At 73.6% G+C, this 15,650-nt stretch carries 14 protein-coding genes; 6 read left to right on the top strand and 8 right to left on the bottom strand.

What is annotated here, in order from left to right:
- Genes QSK26_RS07770 through QSK26_RS07745 form a run of 6 tightly spaced genes read right to left on the bottom strand, consistent with a single transcriptional unit; the run spans position 1 to position 7,658 of the window.
- On the bottom strand, positions 1–2,265 hold the full coding sequence (locus QSK26_RS07770; RefSeq protein WP_285774309.1) for a glycoside hydrolase family 31 protein: 2,265 nt from the start codon (positions 2,263–2,265) through the stop codon (positions 1–3).
- Positions 2,262–3,371 carry a glycoside hydrolase family 15 protein gene (locus QSK26_RS07765; RefSeq protein WP_285774308.1) on the bottom strand — a complete coding sequence of 370 codons (1,110 nt, stop codon included), beginning with the start codon at positions 3,369–3,371 and terminating at the stop codon, positions 2,262–2,264. Before QSK26_RS07765 ends, QSK26_RS07770 begins: the two co-directional genes overlap by 4 nt.
- Before the next feature lie 37 nt (positions 3,372–3,408).
- On the bottom strand, positions 3,409–4,668 hold the full coding sequence (locus QSK26_RS07760; RefSeq protein ID WP_285774307.1) for an ABC transporter substrate-binding protein: 1,260 nt from the start codon (positions 4,666–4,668) through the stop codon (positions 3,409–3,411).
- A gap of 12 nt (positions 4,669–4,680) precedes the next feature.
- Entirely contained in the window at positions 4,681–5,475 is a 795-nt protein-coding gene (locus QSK26_RS07755) for a carbohydrate ABC transporter permease (protein WP_285774306.1), read from the bottom strand.
- A 4-nt stretch (positions 5,476–5,479) separates the two neighbouring features.
- Positions 5,480–6,409, bottom strand: a complete 930-nt coding sequence (locus tag QSK26_RS07750) for a carbohydrate ABC transporter permease (RefSeq protein WP_285774305.1) — start codon at positions 6,407–6,409, stop codon at positions 5,480–5,482.
- Positions 6,410–6,434: 25 nt separating this feature from the next.
- Positions 6,435–7,658, bottom strand: a complete 1,224-nt coding sequence (locus QSK26_RS07745; RefSeq protein ID WP_285774304.1) for an ROK family transcriptional regulator — start codon at positions 7,656–7,658, stop codon at positions 6,435–6,437.
- Positions 7,659–8,118: 460 nt separating this feature from the next.
- On the opposite strand from QSK26_RS07745, the gene QSK26_RS07740 reads away from it, so the two are divergent.
- The 4 genes from QSK26_RS07740 (at position 8,119) to QSK26_RS07725 (ending at position 12,761) form a co-directional block, all read left to right on the top strand.
- Complete coding sequence (locus QSK26_RS07740; RefSeq protein ID WP_285774303.1) at positions 8,119–9,099, top strand: DUF8832 domain-containing protein; 981 nt, start codon at positions 8,119–8,121, stop codon at positions 9,097–9,099.
- A gap of 27 nt (positions 9,100–9,126) precedes the next feature.
- Complete coding sequence (locus QSK26_RS07735) at positions 9,127–11,376, top strand: heavy metal translocating P-type ATPase (protein ID WP_285774302.1); 2,250 nt, start codon at positions 9,127–9,129, stop codon at positions 11,374–11,376.
- A 54-nt stretch (positions 11,377–11,430) separates the two neighbouring features.
- Positions 11,431–12,231, top strand: coding sequence for a DUF4184 family protein (locus QSK26_RS07730; RefSeq protein WP_285774301.1), 801 nt, complete (start codon positions 11,431–11,433; stop codon positions 12,229–12,231).
- Between the two features lie 110 nt (positions 12,232–12,341).
- Entirely contained in the window at positions 12,342–12,761 is a 420-nt protein-coding gene (locus QSK26_RS07725) for a Fur family transcriptional regulator (protein WP_352244301.1), read from the top strand.
- A gap of 291 nt (positions 12,762–13,052) precedes the next feature.
- Here QSK26_RS07725 and QSK26_RS07720 read toward each other — a convergent pair whose 3' ends face one another.
- The gene (locus tag QSK26_RS07720) at positions 13,053–13,238 is read right to left on the bottom strand and encodes a hypothetical protein (RefSeq protein WP_285774299.1); all 186 of its coding nucleotides are present in this window, start codon (positions 13,236–13,238) and stop codon (positions 13,053–13,055) included.
- A 272-nt stretch (positions 13,239–13,510) separates the two neighbouring features.
- Between QSK26_RS07720 and QSK26_RS07715 the strand changes: the two genes are divergently transcribed.
- Together QSK26_RS07715 and QSK26_RS07710 are read left to right on the top strand one after the other, a co-directional pair.
- Positions 13,511–13,690 (top strand): hypothetical protein, encoded by a 180-nt coding sequence (locus tag QSK26_RS07715; RefSeq protein WP_285774298.1) that lies wholly within the window; start codon positions 13,511–13,513, stop codon positions 13,688–13,690.
- Positions 13,691–14,222: 532 nt separating this feature from the next.
- The gene (locus QSK26_RS07710) at positions 14,223–14,540 is read left to right on the top strand and encodes a hypothetical protein (RefSeq protein WP_285774297.1); all 318 of its coding nucleotides are present in this window, start codon (positions 14,223–14,225) and stop codon (positions 14,538–14,540) included.
- A 16-nt stretch (positions 14,541–14,556) separates the two neighbouring features.
- On the opposite strand, the gene QSK26_RS07705 is transcribed toward QSK26_RS07710, so the two are convergent.
- On the bottom strand, positions 14,557–15,567 hold the full coding sequence (locus QSK26_RS07705; RefSeq protein ID WP_285774296.1) for an Lrp/AsnC family transcriptional regulator: 1,011 nt from the start codon (positions 15,565–15,567) through the stop codon (positions 14,557–14,559).
- Positions 15,568–15,650: the final 83 nt, after the last annotated feature.

The following is a 15,650-nucleotide window of genomic DNA, read 5'->3' as shown; positions in this document are numbered from 1 at the left end:
TCAGGACGGGAAGAGGGCGGACATACTGGGCCAGTGGCCGGCCGCGCAGAGCACCGGCGGCCGGTCCAGCGGGGCGGGCAGGGTGACCTCCCGCCCGCCGTCGTACGCGGCGCCGGTCCACACGTCGATCCACTCGCCGGCGGGCAGGTAGACCGCCGCCGTCTCGGCGCCGGGCGTCACGACGGGGGCGACCAGCAGCGCGTCGCCCAGCTTGTACTGCAACGGGTGGTCCCAGACGCGCGGGTCGCCGGGATGGTCGAAGAACAGCCCGCGCATCAGCGGCGCGCCGCCGCCGATCGCGGCCCGCGCCTGCCCGGCCAGGTAGGGCACCAGCCGCTCGCGCAGCGCGGCGAACCGCCGGAACAACGGCAGCACCCGCGGGTCGCCGGTGCGCTCGGCGATGTTCCACGGCGTGCGGTCCCGGCTCGGCGTGCGGTGGTGGTTGAACTCCGAGTGGTACTGCATGATCGGCATGAACGCGGAGGCGCCCGCCGCCCGCAGGTACAGCTCGGCCGAGGGCACCTCGCCGGAGAACCCGGCCAGATCCCAGCCCCAGTAGACGATCCCGCAGGCCGACGCCGTGATCCCGGCGACGATCGACGCCCGGAACGCCTCCCAGGTGGAGTCCTCGTCGCCCGCCCAGAACGCGCCGTGCGGCTGCGACCCGGCGAACCCGGCCCGGCTGAACGTCACCGGCGCCTTGCCCGCCGAGGCCAGCAGGTCGCCGAAGGCCCGCGCGTAGTGCACCGGGAACAGCCCGTTGCCGTCCGCGCCCCGGCGGCCGTCGGCGTAGCGCAGGTCGTGGCCCCAGGCGTGCTCGCCGCCGTCGGTCTTGAACCCGTCGACGCCCACCTCCGTCACCAGGTAGCGCCGCCTGGCCGTCCACCACTCCCGCGCCTGAGGCGAGGACAGGTCGGGCATCAGCGCCAGCGGGAACCACCACCCCCGGTTCCGGTACGGCCGGCCGTCCGCCTCCCGGACCGCGAATCCGCGCTCGACCAGCGCGCGGGCGTCCACCGCGGCCTGGTGACGGGGATGCGGGCGCATCTTCTGCAACGGGATCTGCCACAGCAGCACCTTGACGTCGCGGCGGTGCAGCTCCTCGACCATGCCCTTGGGGTCAGGCCACGGGCCGTCCGCGGGGAAGGTGTAGTCGGCGTAGGAGTGCGGCCGGTCGGCCGGCTCGTAGACCGCGCCGCGGAAGGCGGTGAACGTCGTCTCGTCGCTCCACGCCTCGATGACCAGCGCGCCCACCGGGATGTCCTCGTCGCGGTGCCGGTCCATCTCGGCCATCACCCGCTCCTGGGTGTTCCACTCGTTGCCGCTGGCCCACAGCCGGAACACCCAGCCGGGCAACTCCACCGGGCGGCCGGCCACGTCGAGGAACTCGTTCAGCACGTCGACGGGTCCGGGCCCGCCGAGCAGGCGCACGGTCAGCTCCTCCTCCGGACCCACCTCGGCCTCCACCCGCAACCGGTCCGGCGCGGACGCCCCGACGTCGTACCAGGTGCGCCGCGAGGTGTCCACGTGCAGCCCCCACGCCGTCTCACCGCCCACCACCAGGGCGAACGGCATCGGCAGGTAGGTGCGGCCGTGCGCCCCCTGGGCCTTGTACTGCTCGAACACCACCGCGTCGAGCAGCCGCCCGCGCTGGTCGACGGCGTCGTACCGCTCCCCGAAGCCGACCACGTGCTCGCCGGGTCCCAGCGCCAGGTCGAACCGGACCCGGCGCGCCCCTTCGCCGCCCACCAGCCACCGGACGCTGCCGGGCAGCACCCGGTCCGCGCCCCGCACGGAAAGCTTGCCGCCCTGCTCGCGCCAGGCCGCGGCGGTCGTCTCGAACCACCGGGTGGCGCGGCTGGTGCCGTCCGCCCTGGTGGCGCGGAACCGGTAGGCGTACCGGTGGCCCGCGCGCAGCGGCGGGGTCGTCACCCGCCAGGAACCGGAGGCCGCCCGCGCCGCGCGGGCCTGCGCCCCGGCGAGATGCCCGCCGTCCGCCGCCACCCCCGCGCCGTCCGCCGCCGCGCCCGGGGCCGCGCCGGGGTCCGCGGTGTCCGCGCCCGGGTTCGCCGAGCCGGCCCGGGTGAGCGGCAGGACCACCGGCGCGCCGCCGTCCGCCGCCCACTCGCACACCACGGACGCGGCGCCCGCCGCCGCGCGCACCCGCAGCTCCACCGGCTCGCCGTCCAGCGGCAGCGCGGGGACCCGCTGGTCCTCGGTGGCCGCGTACGGGTGGCCGGAGCCGAAGGGACGATGCCGGATCACGTCCGCACCCCCAGCTCGTCGGCGAGGATCAGGTACATGCCGTGCGACCACAGCAGCGGCGTCGCCACCGGCCCCCACCGGTCCAGCCACTCCGCCAGCCGGTCCGGCGCGAGGAGCACCCCGGAGACCTGTTCCGGCAGGTCGCCTGACGGCGTGGCCTGCGCCGCCATCCAGGTGAGACAGCGCATGGCCTCCTCCCGGCGGCCGGCGCGGGCGTGGTTCCAGCCGAGCAGGCCGGTGAGCAGCACCCATCTGCCGCCGCCGTAGAAGGTGTCGGCGAGATAGCGGTGCACCCCGCCGTCCACGGTGAGCCGCCGCCCGACCTCGGCGACGGTGGCCTCGCCCACCGGGTCGCCGGGGGGACGCAGCCCGAACGGCACGACGCACGCCAGCAGGCTGCCGTCCACCGCGTCGGTGCCGAGCCACTTCGTCAGGTGACCGCCGGCGACCCCCTCGGCGGCGACCAGCGCCTCGATGCCGGCGGCCGCCTCGGTGGCCGCCGCGGTCTCGGCGGCGGACAGCACGCCGAGCGAGACGGCGGCGCGCAGCCCGGCGTGCACGGCGCCGAGCGTCGCCACGTGCCGCCGGTCGAGGTGCTCCTCCCACCAGTCGTAGCAGGGCGAGTCCCAGAACGCCGCCAGGTAGCGGGCCGTGACCCGGACGCCCTTCTCCCACGCCCCCGGCACCGCCGTGCCGTGCCGGGCGGCGTGCTCGGCGAGGGACCACAGCCAGGTGCCGTAGCCGTCGAGCTGGAAGTCCCACCAGTCGTCCGTGCCGTCCAGGCCGTCGAGGGTGAACCGGGTGGGCAGCATCTCGGCGTGCCCCGGCGTCTCACCGCGGGACGCCCGGGCGACGAGCGCGTCCACCTGGGCCGCGCGGTCCGCGACGATCCCCGCGCACCAGGCGTGGAACGCGCCCGCGCCCGCCACGTCGCCGTGCCGGCTCATCCCCTCCGCGATGAACGCGCCGTCCCGCAGCCAGGAGTAGCCGCGATAGGCGGAGAAGGTCGGGGACGCGGGGTAGGCCCCGGTCGGGGCCTGGAAGCGGCGGATCACGTCGAGGCTGTGCGACACGAGCGCGCCGAGCCTGTCGCTGCCAATGGTCACTTGGTCTCTCCTGGGATCGGGGGTGCCGGGTGCGGGGTCAGCCGCCGAGCAGCTCGTTCACCTTGGCGGACGCGGCCTTCAGCGCCTCGGCCACCGGCTTGCGGCCGGCGGCGGCGTTGGTCAGCTCCTCGGTGACCGCGTCCTGCATCTCCTGCTGGCGCTGGATCACCGGCGGCAGCGCGATCGACTCCAGGGAGTCGAACACCGCCCGGCGGCCGGCCGGCACCGGGTCCTTCAGGTAGCCGTCCAGCAGCGCCTGGTCGGCCACCGGAGGCAGCTCCCACGACGACGCGATGCGGGTCTCGGCCGCCACCCGCGAGGAGCTGAGGAACTTGGCCCAGGCGTACGCCTCCTTGGCGTGCCCGGTCGCGGCCGAGGCGGCGACCGCGTTGTGGAACACCGCGCTGGCCTTCTGCGAGTCGCCCGGCTCGACCACCACGTCCCACTCGAACGGCACGTCGGCCAGGCCGGCGAACTGCCAGATGCCGTTGTGCCACATCGCGAGCTTGCCGGACTTGAACAGGTTGGTGTCGTAGTCGGCGGTGCCGCCGATCTCCGCCTCGGTCGGCATGGTCGTGCCGACCTTGGACACCAGCCACTCCGCCGCCTTGACCCCCTGCGGGCTGTCGAAGGCGGCCTTGCCGTCGGCGCCGAGGAACTCCCCGCCGGCCTGCTTCAGCGTCTTGTAGAACTCGAAGAACTGCACCGGCTGGAAGTCGCCGTACACGCCGGCGTCCTTGTCGGTCAGCTTCTCCGCGGCGGCCTTCTCGTCCGCCCAGGTCCACTCAGCCGTCGGCACGGGCACCCCGGCCTTCTCGAACAGGTCCTTGTTGTAGAGCAGCACCACGGTGGAGAAGGAGGCGGGCAGCGCGTACTGCCTGCCCTCGTGCTTGAAGGCGTTGAGCGACTCCGGCGCGTACAGCGCCGCGTCCGTGGCGGCCCCGGACGCGGCCAGGTCGAGCAGGGAGCCCGCGGCGGCGTAGGTGACGAAGTTCTCGTAGTTGAGCTCGAAGGTGTCCGGGGCGGTGCCGCCGGCGATGCTGGTCTGCAACTTGGTGAAGTACTGGTCGAACGGGGCCGTCTCGACCACGACGTCGATCGCCGGGTTCTGCCGCTCGAACGCGGTCACGATCTTGTCCAGGTCCTGCACGTGGTCGGGCGCGGCGGAGAAGGTGAAGTAGCGCACCGTCACCTTGCCGTCCGCGCCGGCGCCGGGATTCGTCGCCGAACCCTGCGCGCAGGCAGTGGCGAGCAGCGCGGCGGCCAGCACTGTGGCCAACTTCGCGGGTGTCTTCATGGGGGGTTTTCCTTACTTGAGCCCGGTCTGTGCGACGCTGGCGATGACGTGTTTCTGGGCGAACGCGTAGAGGATGGCGATCGGGACGACGCTGACCACGGAACCGGCCATCACGACGTTCCACTCGGTGGTGAAGCGGCCGTGCAGCTCCGCCAGCCCGAGGGGCAGCGTCATGAACTCCGGCGACCTGATGATCACCAGCGGCCACAGGTAGCTGTTCCAGCTGGCCATGAACCCGAAGACGGCGAAGGTCGCCAGCGCGGGCCTGATCAGCGGGAGCACCACGGAGACGAAGATCCGCAGGTGCCCCGCCCCGTCCAGCACCGCCGCCTCGTCGAACTCGCGCGGCACCTGGGCGATGGCCTGGCGGAGCAGGAAGACGCCGAACGCCGAGGCGATGGTCGGGGCGAGCACCGCGAAGTAGGTGTCCACCAGGTTGAACGTGCGCATCTCGATGAACAGCGGGACGATCAGCACCTGCAACGGGATCATCAGCGTGGCCAGGTAGACCGCGAACAGCGCGCCGCGGCCGGGAAAGGGCAGCCGGGCGAAGGCGTAGGCGGCCATGGCGCTGGTGACGAGCTGGAGGATCGTCGAGGCGACGCCGATCCAGAGGCTGTTGAGCAGGATCCGCCAGAACGGCGTGGCCTCCAGCAGCCGCCGGTAGGCGTCCAGCCCGGCGCCGTCCGGGGTCAGGTCGGGCGGGGTCGCCAGCACCGCGTCCCCCGGGGTGATCGACGTGAGGACCGCCCAGGCGAACGGGAAGAGCATGACCAGCGCCCCCGCCACCGCGATCGCGTACCGCACCGCCCTACCCATAGGTCACCCACCGGCGTTGCCCGCGCACCTGGACCAGGGTCACGAGGAGGACGACGGCGAAGAGCAGCCAGGACAGCGCCGAGGCCGCGCCCGCCTTCTGGTACTGGAAGGTGAAGGTGTAGACCTGCTCGACCACCACCTCCGTCGCCCCGGCGGGGCCGCCGCCGGTCATCACGTGCACCTGGTCGAAGACCTGGAAGCCGTTGATCAGCGAGATCACGACGACGAAGAACGTCGAGGGGGACAGCAGCGGCAGCGTGACATGGCGGAACCGCCGCCACGCGCTCGCCCCGTCCACCATGGCCGCCTCGTGGAACTCTTTCGGGATCGCCTGGAGCCCGGCCAGCAGGATGATCATGACGAAGCCGAGGTCCTTCCACGCCGAGGCGAGGATGACCGACGGCATCGCCCAGTCCGGGTCGGTCCACCAGCCGGGCCCCTGGACGCCGAGCGCGCCGAGGACCTGGTTGACGACCCCGCTGGCCGGGTTGAGCAGCCACTTCCACATCAGCGCGACGACCACCCAGCTCGTCACCACCGGCAGGAAGTAGACGCCGCGCAGCAGGGCGCGGCCGGGCATAGCCGTGTTGAGCAGCATCGCCAGGCCCAGCCCGCCCACGTAGACCAGCGGCAGGTAACCGGCGATGAAGTACAGCGTGTGCAGGAACGCCGCCCGGGTGCCCGGGTCGCCGAGCAGCTCGGCGTAGTTGGCCAGGCCCACCCAGCGCATCGGGGTGATGAGGTTCCACTCGTGCAGGCTGGTCCACAGCGATCCGGCCATCGGGATCAGGGTGAACAGCGTCAGCGGGATCGCGCTCGGCAGCAGGAAGAACGCGACGGTCCCCGCGTACCGCAGCCGCCGCCGGGGCGCGCGCCGGGCGGTGACGGCCGGCGCCTTCGGCCGTGTCTCGGTGACGGTCATCGGACCGCCCCGGCCGGCCCGCCGGTCACGGGGTCGCGCCGATCAGCCGGGCGCGCACCAGGCGGCCCTGCTCGCCGGCCGCGCCGGCCGCGTCGAAGGGGGTGGCCAGCACGAGGGCCGCCGCGCCCTGGGCCCAGCTCGTGTCGTCCCAGCCCTCCACCTCGATGGGGATGTCGCGCCGCCCCGGCAGCAGCCGCCCGCGCACCGCGGAGTCGAACTCCGCCCGCCAGAACTCCCATTCGGCGACTCCTTCACCGAGGACCACCACGACCTCGGGGTCGACGACGTTGATCAGGCCGGCCGTGGCGCGGCCCAGCACGGCGCCCGCCTCGGCGAACACCGCGAGCGCCTCCCGGTCGCCCGCCGCGGCGGCGCGCCCCAGCTCGGCGACCGCGCCGGGCAGGTCGCCCGCCGCGGCGGCGCGGTCCGCGAGCAGGCCGCGGGCGCGGGCCGCCGCGACCAGCCCGGCCGCGCCGACGAACGCCTCCAGGCAGCCCGCCGTGCCGCAGCCGCAGCGCGGTCCCGACGGGTCCACCGGCACGTGCCCGAACTCGCCCGCGCCGCCCCGCGCCCCCCGGTAGACCCGGCCCTCCGCGACGATCGCGGCCCCGACGCCGCGGCCGATCGTCAGGACCAGGAAGTCCCGGTGGGTGCGTCCCGTGCCGTACAGCCGCTCGGCCGCGGCCAGCGCGTTGACGTCGTTCTCCACCAGCACCGGAAGGTCGAGCCGGCGGCGCAGCCGTTCGCCGACCGGCATCGCCTGCCAGCCGAGCGTGGGCGCGTTGACCGTGCCGACCGCCTGGTCGTCCACGCCGCCCGGCACGCCGACGCCGACGCCGAGGATCGGCGGCGTCTGGTCGACCGCGGCCACCGTGGCCGCCATCGCGTCGGCGAGGTCGTCCAGCGCGCCGGCCGCCGAGGGGTCGAAGGGCCGCTCCCAGGAGCCCAGCACCTCGCCGTCGAGACGCACGTCCACGATGACGAGCCGCTCCGCGGTCACCTTGACGCCCAGCGCGCGGCCCGCGGTGCCGACCAGGCCGAGCCGCTGCGCGGGACGGCCGCCGCGCGAGGGTTTGAGGTCCAGCTCCTCCAGCATGCCGTGCCCGATGAGCTCCCGGGTGACCTGGGTGACCAGCGCGGAGCTCAGGTCGAGCTCGCGCGCGATCTCCGTACGGCTCAGCGGGCCGACCGTGCCGAGAAGGGTGAGAATCGCCGTGCGCGTCAGGTCGCCGCGATCCGTGCCAGCCATAGGAGGACTTTCTTCAGTAGTAAACTTAGTGCTGAAAATATGACCTCACGGCATCCCGCTGTCAAGACTCCGAAACCCAACCGAAACGGAATGGCGCGGCCCGGGAGGTCACCCTGAGCGCCCCGACCCCGGTGCGGTGGGAGTGAGGCGGGCGCTGGAGACACCCCCGCGAGGCGCAGACCTTCCGCCCTTGGCTGAGCGGTTGCCCGGCCCGGGGCCCGCCTTTCAGGAACCCCCTGGGGGTATGCTAGCTTGAGATGCAAGATACCCAATGGGGGTATCGATAGGCCCCAATGCGCCTTCCGGTGGGGCAGTGGACGTGCGCGGTCGTGTGCGCCCGCCTGCCCGGCGGAAGGCGGACGCGGGGTCGCGGCATACCCACCCCCCGTACGGTGTTGGCACCATAGAGGGGACCAGGCAGGAGTGATGGTCATGAGGCCGGATGCAAGATGGTGAGGCGATGAACACCTCCGTGAAGATCGGAGCCTACGTGGTCGGGCTGGCCGTGATCTTCGGTGGCGCCTTCGGGATAGGCGGCGCCGTGGGCGAGGTCGCCCCCGCCCCCGTGGCGCGCGGGCACGACACCCACCCCGGCAAGGCGCAGGCCGCGCCCGGCACGGGCCACGCGACCCACGCGGAGTCCGCGCCGGGCGGGCCGAGCGTCCCGGGAGGGCTGCAGATCTCCCAGAACGGTTACACCCTGGTCCCGGCCGCCACGACGTTCACCCCCGGCGAGCCCGCCGAGCTCCGGTTCACCGTGCTCGGGCCCGGCGGCGAGCCGGTCACCGCCTACCGGGTGGAACACGACAAGAAGCTGCACCTGATCGTCGCCTCGCGGGACCTGTCCGGCTTCACGCACATCCACCCGGAGCTGTCCGCCGACGGCACGTGGAGCGTCGAGCTCACCCTGCCCCGGCCCGGCGCCTACCGGATGTTCGCCGACTTCGCCCCGGACCGGGCCGAGGGCATGACGCTCGGCGCCGACCTGCACGCCACGGGCGACTACGAGCCGAAGCCGCTCCCGCGGGCCGTGCGCACCGCGACCGTGGACGGCTACACCGTCGAACTCCGGGGCGACCTGGTCCCCGGCAGGTCCAGCAGGCTCACCCTGAAGGTGAGCAAGGACGGCGAGCCGGTCACCGACCTCCAGCCCTACCTCGGCGCCTACGGCCATCTGGTGGCCCTGCGCGCCGGAGACCTCGCCTACCTGCACGTGCATCCGGACGGCGAGCCGGGCGACGGCACGACCAGGCCCGGCCCGGAGATCACCTTCTACGCCGAGGTGCCCAGCCGCGGCGACTACCGGCTCTTCCTGGACTTCCAGCACGACGGCAAGGTGCGCACCGCGGACTTCACCGCCAGGAGCGGCCCCGCGACGGTGGTCGCCCCCGAGCCGGGCGCCGTCCCGTCCGGCGCGCACGACGACGACCACACCCACTGACCGGAATGACGCGAGAGAGGAGAAGCGATGTCCTCCGTCACCAATGACCGGGCGCTCACCGTGGGCGGATCGGTCGAACTCTCCATCGGCGGCATGACCTGTGCGTCCTGCGCCAACCGCATCGAGCGCAAGCTCAACAAGATGGACGGTGTGACCGCGACGGTCAACTACGCCACGGAGAAGGCGAAGGTGAGCTTCCCCGCGGGGACCGACCCGCAGACGCTGATCGCGGAGGTGGAGAAGGCCGGTTACTCCGCGGCCCTGCCCGTCCCGCCCAGGACGGAGGACGCCGAGGCGTCCGCGGCGCCCGACGAGCTGGCCGCGCTCCGGCATCGGCTGATCGTCTCCGTGGTGCTGGCGGTCCCGGTGATCGCGATGGCGATGGTGCCGCTGCTGCAGTTCAGGTACTGGCAGTGGTTGTCGCTGGTGCTGGCGGCGCCGGTGGTGGTGTGGGCGGGGTGGCCGTTCCACCGGGCGGCGTGGGTGAACGTCCGGCATGGCGCGGCGACGATGGACACGCTGGTGTCGATGGGGACGCTGGCCGCGTTCGGGTGGTCGGTGTGGGCGTTGTTCTGGGGTACCGCGGGTGTGACCGGGATGACGCATCCGTTCGAGTTCACGATCGAGCGTTCGGACGGGTCGGGGAACATCTACCTGGAGGCGGCGGCGGGCGTGACGGCCTTTCTGCTGGCGGGGCGCTACTTCGAGATGCGTTCCAAGCGGCGGGCGGGGACGGCGTTGCGAGCACTCCTGGAGTTGGGCGCGCGCGACGTGGCCGTGTTGCGGGAAGGGCGTGAGGTCCGGATCGCAGTGGACGGGCTGAACGTGGGGGACCGGTTCGTGGTGCGGCCGGGCGAGAAGATCGCCGCTGACGGGGTGGTGGTCGAGGGAACCTCGGCGGTGGACGTGTCGATGCTGACGGGGGAGTCGGTACCGGTCGAGGTGGGGCCGGGCGACGCGGTGTCCGGGGGGACGGTGAACGCCGGCGGGCGTGTGGTGGTCCGGGCCACGGGGGTGGGCGCCGACACGCGGCTGGCGCAGATGGCGCGGCTGGTGGAGGAGGCGCAGAGCGGCAAGGCGCGGGTGCAACGCCTGGCGGACCGGGTGTCGGGGGTGTTCGTGCCGGTCGTGATCGCGCTGGCGGTCGGGACGCTGGGCTTCTGGTGGGGGACCGGGGGCGGCGCCGGGGCGGCGTTCACGGCCGCGGTGGCGGTGCTGATCATCGCGTGTCCGTGTGCCCTGGGGCTGGCGACGCCGACGGCGTTGCTGGTGGGCACGGGGCGCGGCGCGCAACTGGGGATCCTGATCAAGGGCCCGGAGGTGCTGGAGTCGACACGGCGGGTGGACACGGTCGTGCTGGACAAGACGGGGACGGTGACCGAGGGGCGGATGAGGCTGGTCGGTGTGCACACCGGCCAGGGTGCCGACGAGGAGGAGCTGCTGCGGTTGGCCGGCGCGTTGGAGCACGCCTCGGAGCACCCGATCGCGCGCGCCATCGCTCGCGGAGCTGTCGAGCGGGTGGGGGAACTGCCCGGTGTGGAGGGGTTCGCCAACGTCGAGGGACTCGGCGTCCAGGGCATGGTGGAAGGGCACGCGGTGCTGGTGGGACGGCCCGGCCTGCTGGCCGAGTGGTCCCAGCCGCTGCCCGCCGACCTGGAGGCCGCCTTCCTGACGGCCCAGGAGGCGGGGCGGACCGCGGTTGCGGTCGGCTGGGACGGTCAGGCGCGCGGCGTGCTGGTCGTGGCCGACAGGGTGAAGGCGTCGTCGGCTGAGGCGGTCGCCGGGTTGCGCCGGCTGGGACTCGTGCCGGTGCTGCTGACGGGCGACAACGAGGCGGTCGCCCGGCGGGTGGCCGGTGAGGTGGGGATCGACGAGGTGATCGCGGAGGTGTTGCCGGCCGGGAAGGTCGAAGTGGTGAAGCGTCTGCAGGCCGACGGGCGCCGGGTGGCGATGGTGGGCGACGGGGTGAACGACGCCGCGGCGCTCGCCCAGGCTGATCTGGGGTTGTCGATGGGATCGGGGACGGACGCGGCGATCGAGGCCTCGGATCTGACGCTGGTGCGGGGCGATCTGCGGGTGGCGGGGGACGCGATCCGGTTGGCCCGCCGGACCTGGCGGACGATTCGCGGGAACCTGTTCTGGGCGTTCGCCTACAACGTGGCGGCGTTGCCGTTGGCGGCGCTCGGGTTGCTGAACCCGATGATCGCGGGGGCGGCGATGGCGTTCTCGTCGGTGTTCGTGGTGGGTAACAGCCTCCGCCTGCGCACCTTCAGATGACCGCCACGGATCGCCGCGGCGCCCACCGATGATCAAGCCCCCGATAATGGGGGCGTGCCCTTCACCGTGAGCCATGCCGCGGCGATCCTCCCGTTCCGGCGCCGGCTGCCGCCGTCGGCGCTCGCCACCGGCGCCATGGTGCCCGACCTGCCCTACTACCTGCCGCTGCCCTTCTCCTCGCGGCTCACCCACGGCTGGTGGGGGACGCTGCTGGTCGACCTCCCCGCCGGACTGGCCGTGCTCGCGCTGTTCCACCTGGTGCTGCGGGCGCCGCTGACGTCCCTGGCCCCCGAGGGCCTGCGCGCCCGGCTGCCCGGCCCGGAACGGTCCGCGCGCGGCCGGGCCCTGGCCGTGCCCGCCCTGCTCGCCGGAACGGCCACCCACCTGGTCTGGGACGCGTTCACCCAGGTGAACGGCTTCGCCGTACGGCACTGGGCGGTGCTGCGGATGCCGGTCGTCGAACCGCACAAGATGTTCAACGTCGTGATGTACGTCAGCTCGCTGGGCGGCCTCGTCGTCCTGGCCGCGTGGTTCGCCCTCTGGTACCGGCGGGCACCGCTGCGGCCGGGAAGGTGGCCGGGCGCCGGAGCGCGGCTGCGCGGCTCGGTCCTGCTCGCCGGCGCGGTGGCCGCCGTCGTGGGCGCGGCCCTGCTCGGGACCGGCGACCGGGCGGCGGTGAGCCTCTACGACCTGGTGCGCGGCCTCCTGCTCGGCGGGATCTGCGGGGCCGCGGCCGTCGCCGGATGCTACGCGGCGTGGTGGCACGCCCGCCGGTTGCCCGGACTGGTCCGGACGCCCGGAGACGACCCCGTGAGAACGGCCCCGCCCGCCGCGAACCCGCCCCGGAGAGGCTGACGCGGAGAACACGGCGCGGACCTGGGTCCTCTTCTTACCTCAAAGTGGTACTTTCCGGGGCAGTATCGGAGGAAAATGAAAACCGTCGTCAGGGTGGGGCGGTGAGGGAAATGGTCGACATGGCGTACTGGAGGACCATGCTCGACGGCGCGGGCGTCCGGGCGACACGTCGGCGGGTGCTCGTGCTGGACGTGCTGGCACCGCACGCGCGGCCGGTCACCGTCGGGCGGCTGCACGCCGAGCTGCGGGCACGCGGCGAGCAGATCGGCCTGACCACGGTCTACCGGGCCGTGTCGTCACTCGTCGACGCCGGGCTGGTGCACGTCTTCGGCCGCACCGGCGAGGCCGCCTACCGGCTCTGCGACCCGGCCCGCCACCACCACCTGGTCTGCCGGGTGTGCGGGCTGGTGGTCGAGCGCTTCGGCGAGGACGACCTGGACGGGTTCCTGGCCGAGGAGGTGTACGGCGTCTGCCCGCTGTGCGTGGGCGACCAGGACGGGACGTTCCACGCCGGAGCCACCGCGCCGTGAGCCCGAGCCACGAGCCCGTGTCGTGAGCCCGTGTCGTGAACCCATGTCGTGAGCCTGTGCCGTGAAACCGTGTCGTTGACGTGCGGCGCGCTCTGCGGCGACCCGATGTGCACATAGCGTAAGATCGTGGTCACGCTGTGGCGAGGATGGGGCCTCGCAACCGGGAGCGGGAGGTGTGATGACCGACGCGACGAGCAGGCCGGGCGACCCTCCCCCCTACCGTCATCCTTACGCGAGCGACTCCCCACGCGAGCTCGCGCGCCGCGAGCGGAGGGAGGACCTGCCGCCCGGTCACGCCCGCGTCTCCACTCCCCGGCGTCCGCTCCGGCCGCCACGGGGCACCCCGGTCGTCATCGCGGTCGTCGTGGCCTGCGGGGCCGTGGCGCTGGTGGCCCACTCCCGTACCGCGGGGGTTCCGGCCGCACCTGAGGGCCGCCCCGCGGCGCACTCCACATCGGCCGCGATGCCGTACGTCATCCGGTGGCCGTCCGTCCGTCCGCTGCCACCGCCGCCGAGCCTGGCCGGCGGCCCCGAGCGCGACACCGGACGCGACGCCGGGCGTGACACCGGGCGTGACACCGGCGGGCGCGGCGGGGCGCAGGAGGCGCGTCGGCAGGAGAGCGGCGCGGGAGCGGGGACCGATACCGGCACCGGCGGCGATGGTCGCGGGCGGGGTGGAGAGAACGGCGGCGGGGGCGACACGGCCAACGTTCACGCCAACGCCAACGCCAACGTCAACGCTCGTGCCGATGCGGGCGGTGGTGGCAGCGGTGGTGGCGGTCGTGGCGCCGACCAAGCCGGCGGTCACATCGGAGACAGCTCATCGGCGGCCGGAGGCGGTCCACGGGCGGCGGGCAGCGGCCCGCAGGCTGGTGGAGGCGATTCACGGACGGCGGAAGGCGGTCCGCAGGCGGCGGGAGGCGATCTGAGGGCGGCACGAGGCGGTCCGCGGGAGGCGGGAGACAACTCACGAGCGGTGGGCGCTGGTCCGCAGGTGGCGGCAGGTGGTTCGCGGGCGGCGGCAGGTGGTTCGCGGGCGGCGGAAGGTGGTCCGCGGGCGGCTGGAGGTGGTCTGCGGGCGGCGCGAGGCGATTCCCGTGGGGCGGGAGGCGGTTCGCGGGGGGCACGGGGGGCGGGGGATTCGCGGGCGGTTGGCGGCGGGCCGCGGGCGGCGGCGGAGTCGGCTTCCTCCCGGGCGCGGCCGGCCGGGCCGGTGCGGCGGAAGGCGGAGCGGCCGTCGGTCCCGGAGCGGCGTCCCCAGCCGAAGGCGACCTCCGTCCGGGCCCGCGAACCCGGCATCTGCGACCTGGTGCACGAGATCCAGCGCCCCTACTGCAAAGCGTCCCTCGGCCGGTTGGGACTCCGCTGACCCGGTCCGCGACTCCCGTCCCCCCGGAGGGGCGATGGGCCGGGCCGTGCCCGGAAGTGTCGGCCCCTCGTGAGAACCTCGGAGGCGTGTCGATGGATCAGCGTGTGGCGATGTTGCGGGAGCTGGACGCCTCGGCCGAGCCCCGGGAGCACTGGCAGGGCAAGGACGGCGACGGCGGCCTGTGGCTCTTCGAGACCGTGGAGTCCGAGGGCGAATACTGGGTGGTCAGGCAGGTCGAGATCACGGCCGGCCGGCGGGTGCGCAAATACTCCTGGCGGCACATCGAGGACGATCACGGCTTCCTCACCGACCAGCCGCTGGAGCTGTGGGAGTTCGGCATGACCAGGCTGACCGCCGAGGTCTTCGAGCAACTGTGGGACGCGGTGGACTGCGAGTGCGGCGGCGCCTGACCCGGCCCGCCCGCGGTCAGGCCGGGCGCCCCAGGGTGAGCAGGCCCGACTTGCGCAGGTGGCCGCGCTTGTAGGCGTGCGTCATGAGGGTGATGTTGACGTCGTTGACGTCGCGGAGCGTTCCGACGACGCCGGTCAGGAAGCGGTAGAGGTCGGCCTCGTGCGCCGTGGCAACCTGCACGATCATGGTGTGCGAGCCGGAGGTGGCCGCGCAGTAGCGGACTCCGGGGTGGGCGGCGAGCGTCTCGCCGGCCCGGTCGAGCCCGCGCGGATGGACCGACAGCCAGAGCTGGGCCTCCACCTCCAGGCCGAGCAGGGCGGGCTCGATCTCGGCGCGCGGCCGTAACAGCCGGCGCTCGAACAGCGAGGCGACCCGGCGGCGGGCGGTGGGCACCGAGATGTCCAGGCGTTCGGCGATCGCGGTGAAGCCGATCCGGCCGTCCGCGACCAGGAGCTCGGCGACCTCGCGCTCCCCGGCGGCCAGGCCGTCCCGGTCGGGCAGCGGCTCCGGAGGCAGCGGCTCCGGATGCAGCGGCTCCAGGGGCGGCGGCGGGAGCAGCTCGGCCACCTCGGCGTCGGTCAGGTACGGCGCGTGCCACTCGGCCACCGTGCGGAAGGTGTGCAGCACCACCTGCGTCCGGGTTTGCAGGACCCCGTCGATCGTGGTGATCTGCGCGGCGAGGATGTCGTGCATCGCCTGCCGGGCCGGGGCGATGAGCTCGCAGCTGATGTCGGCCGCCCCGGTGATCGCGTAGACGGAGCGGGTGTCCGGGCGGTCGGCGAGCGCCCGCGCGACCTCCTCCACCAGGCCGGGCCGTACCTGGACGTGCAGGTGGGCGGGCCTGCCGGTGCCCGAGCGCAGGTCGTCGTAGATCGCGGTCACCCGCACCGCGCCGTCGGCGAGCAGCCGTTGCAGCCGCCTGGCGACGGTCCGCTCGTGCTCCCCCACGGCACGGCCGATCTCGCCCCACGAGGCGCGCGGGTTGACCTGAAGGGCGGCGACGAGACGCCGGTCGAGAACATCCACGATGGGCCGTCTTCGTGTCGGAATTGTAAATATGTCGGAAGATAATTGACTGTTTCGGTCGTCCCGATGCACAGTAAGCCATC

The organism is Microtetraspora sp. NBRC 13810 (genome assembly GCF_030268685.1).
GTDB lineage: Bacteria > Actinomycetota > Actinomycetes > Streptosporangiales > Streptosporangiaceae > BSRQ01.
The sequence above is the reverse complement of the archived record's forward strand: the minus strand, read 5'-3'. Positions and strand labels throughout refer to the sequence as shown.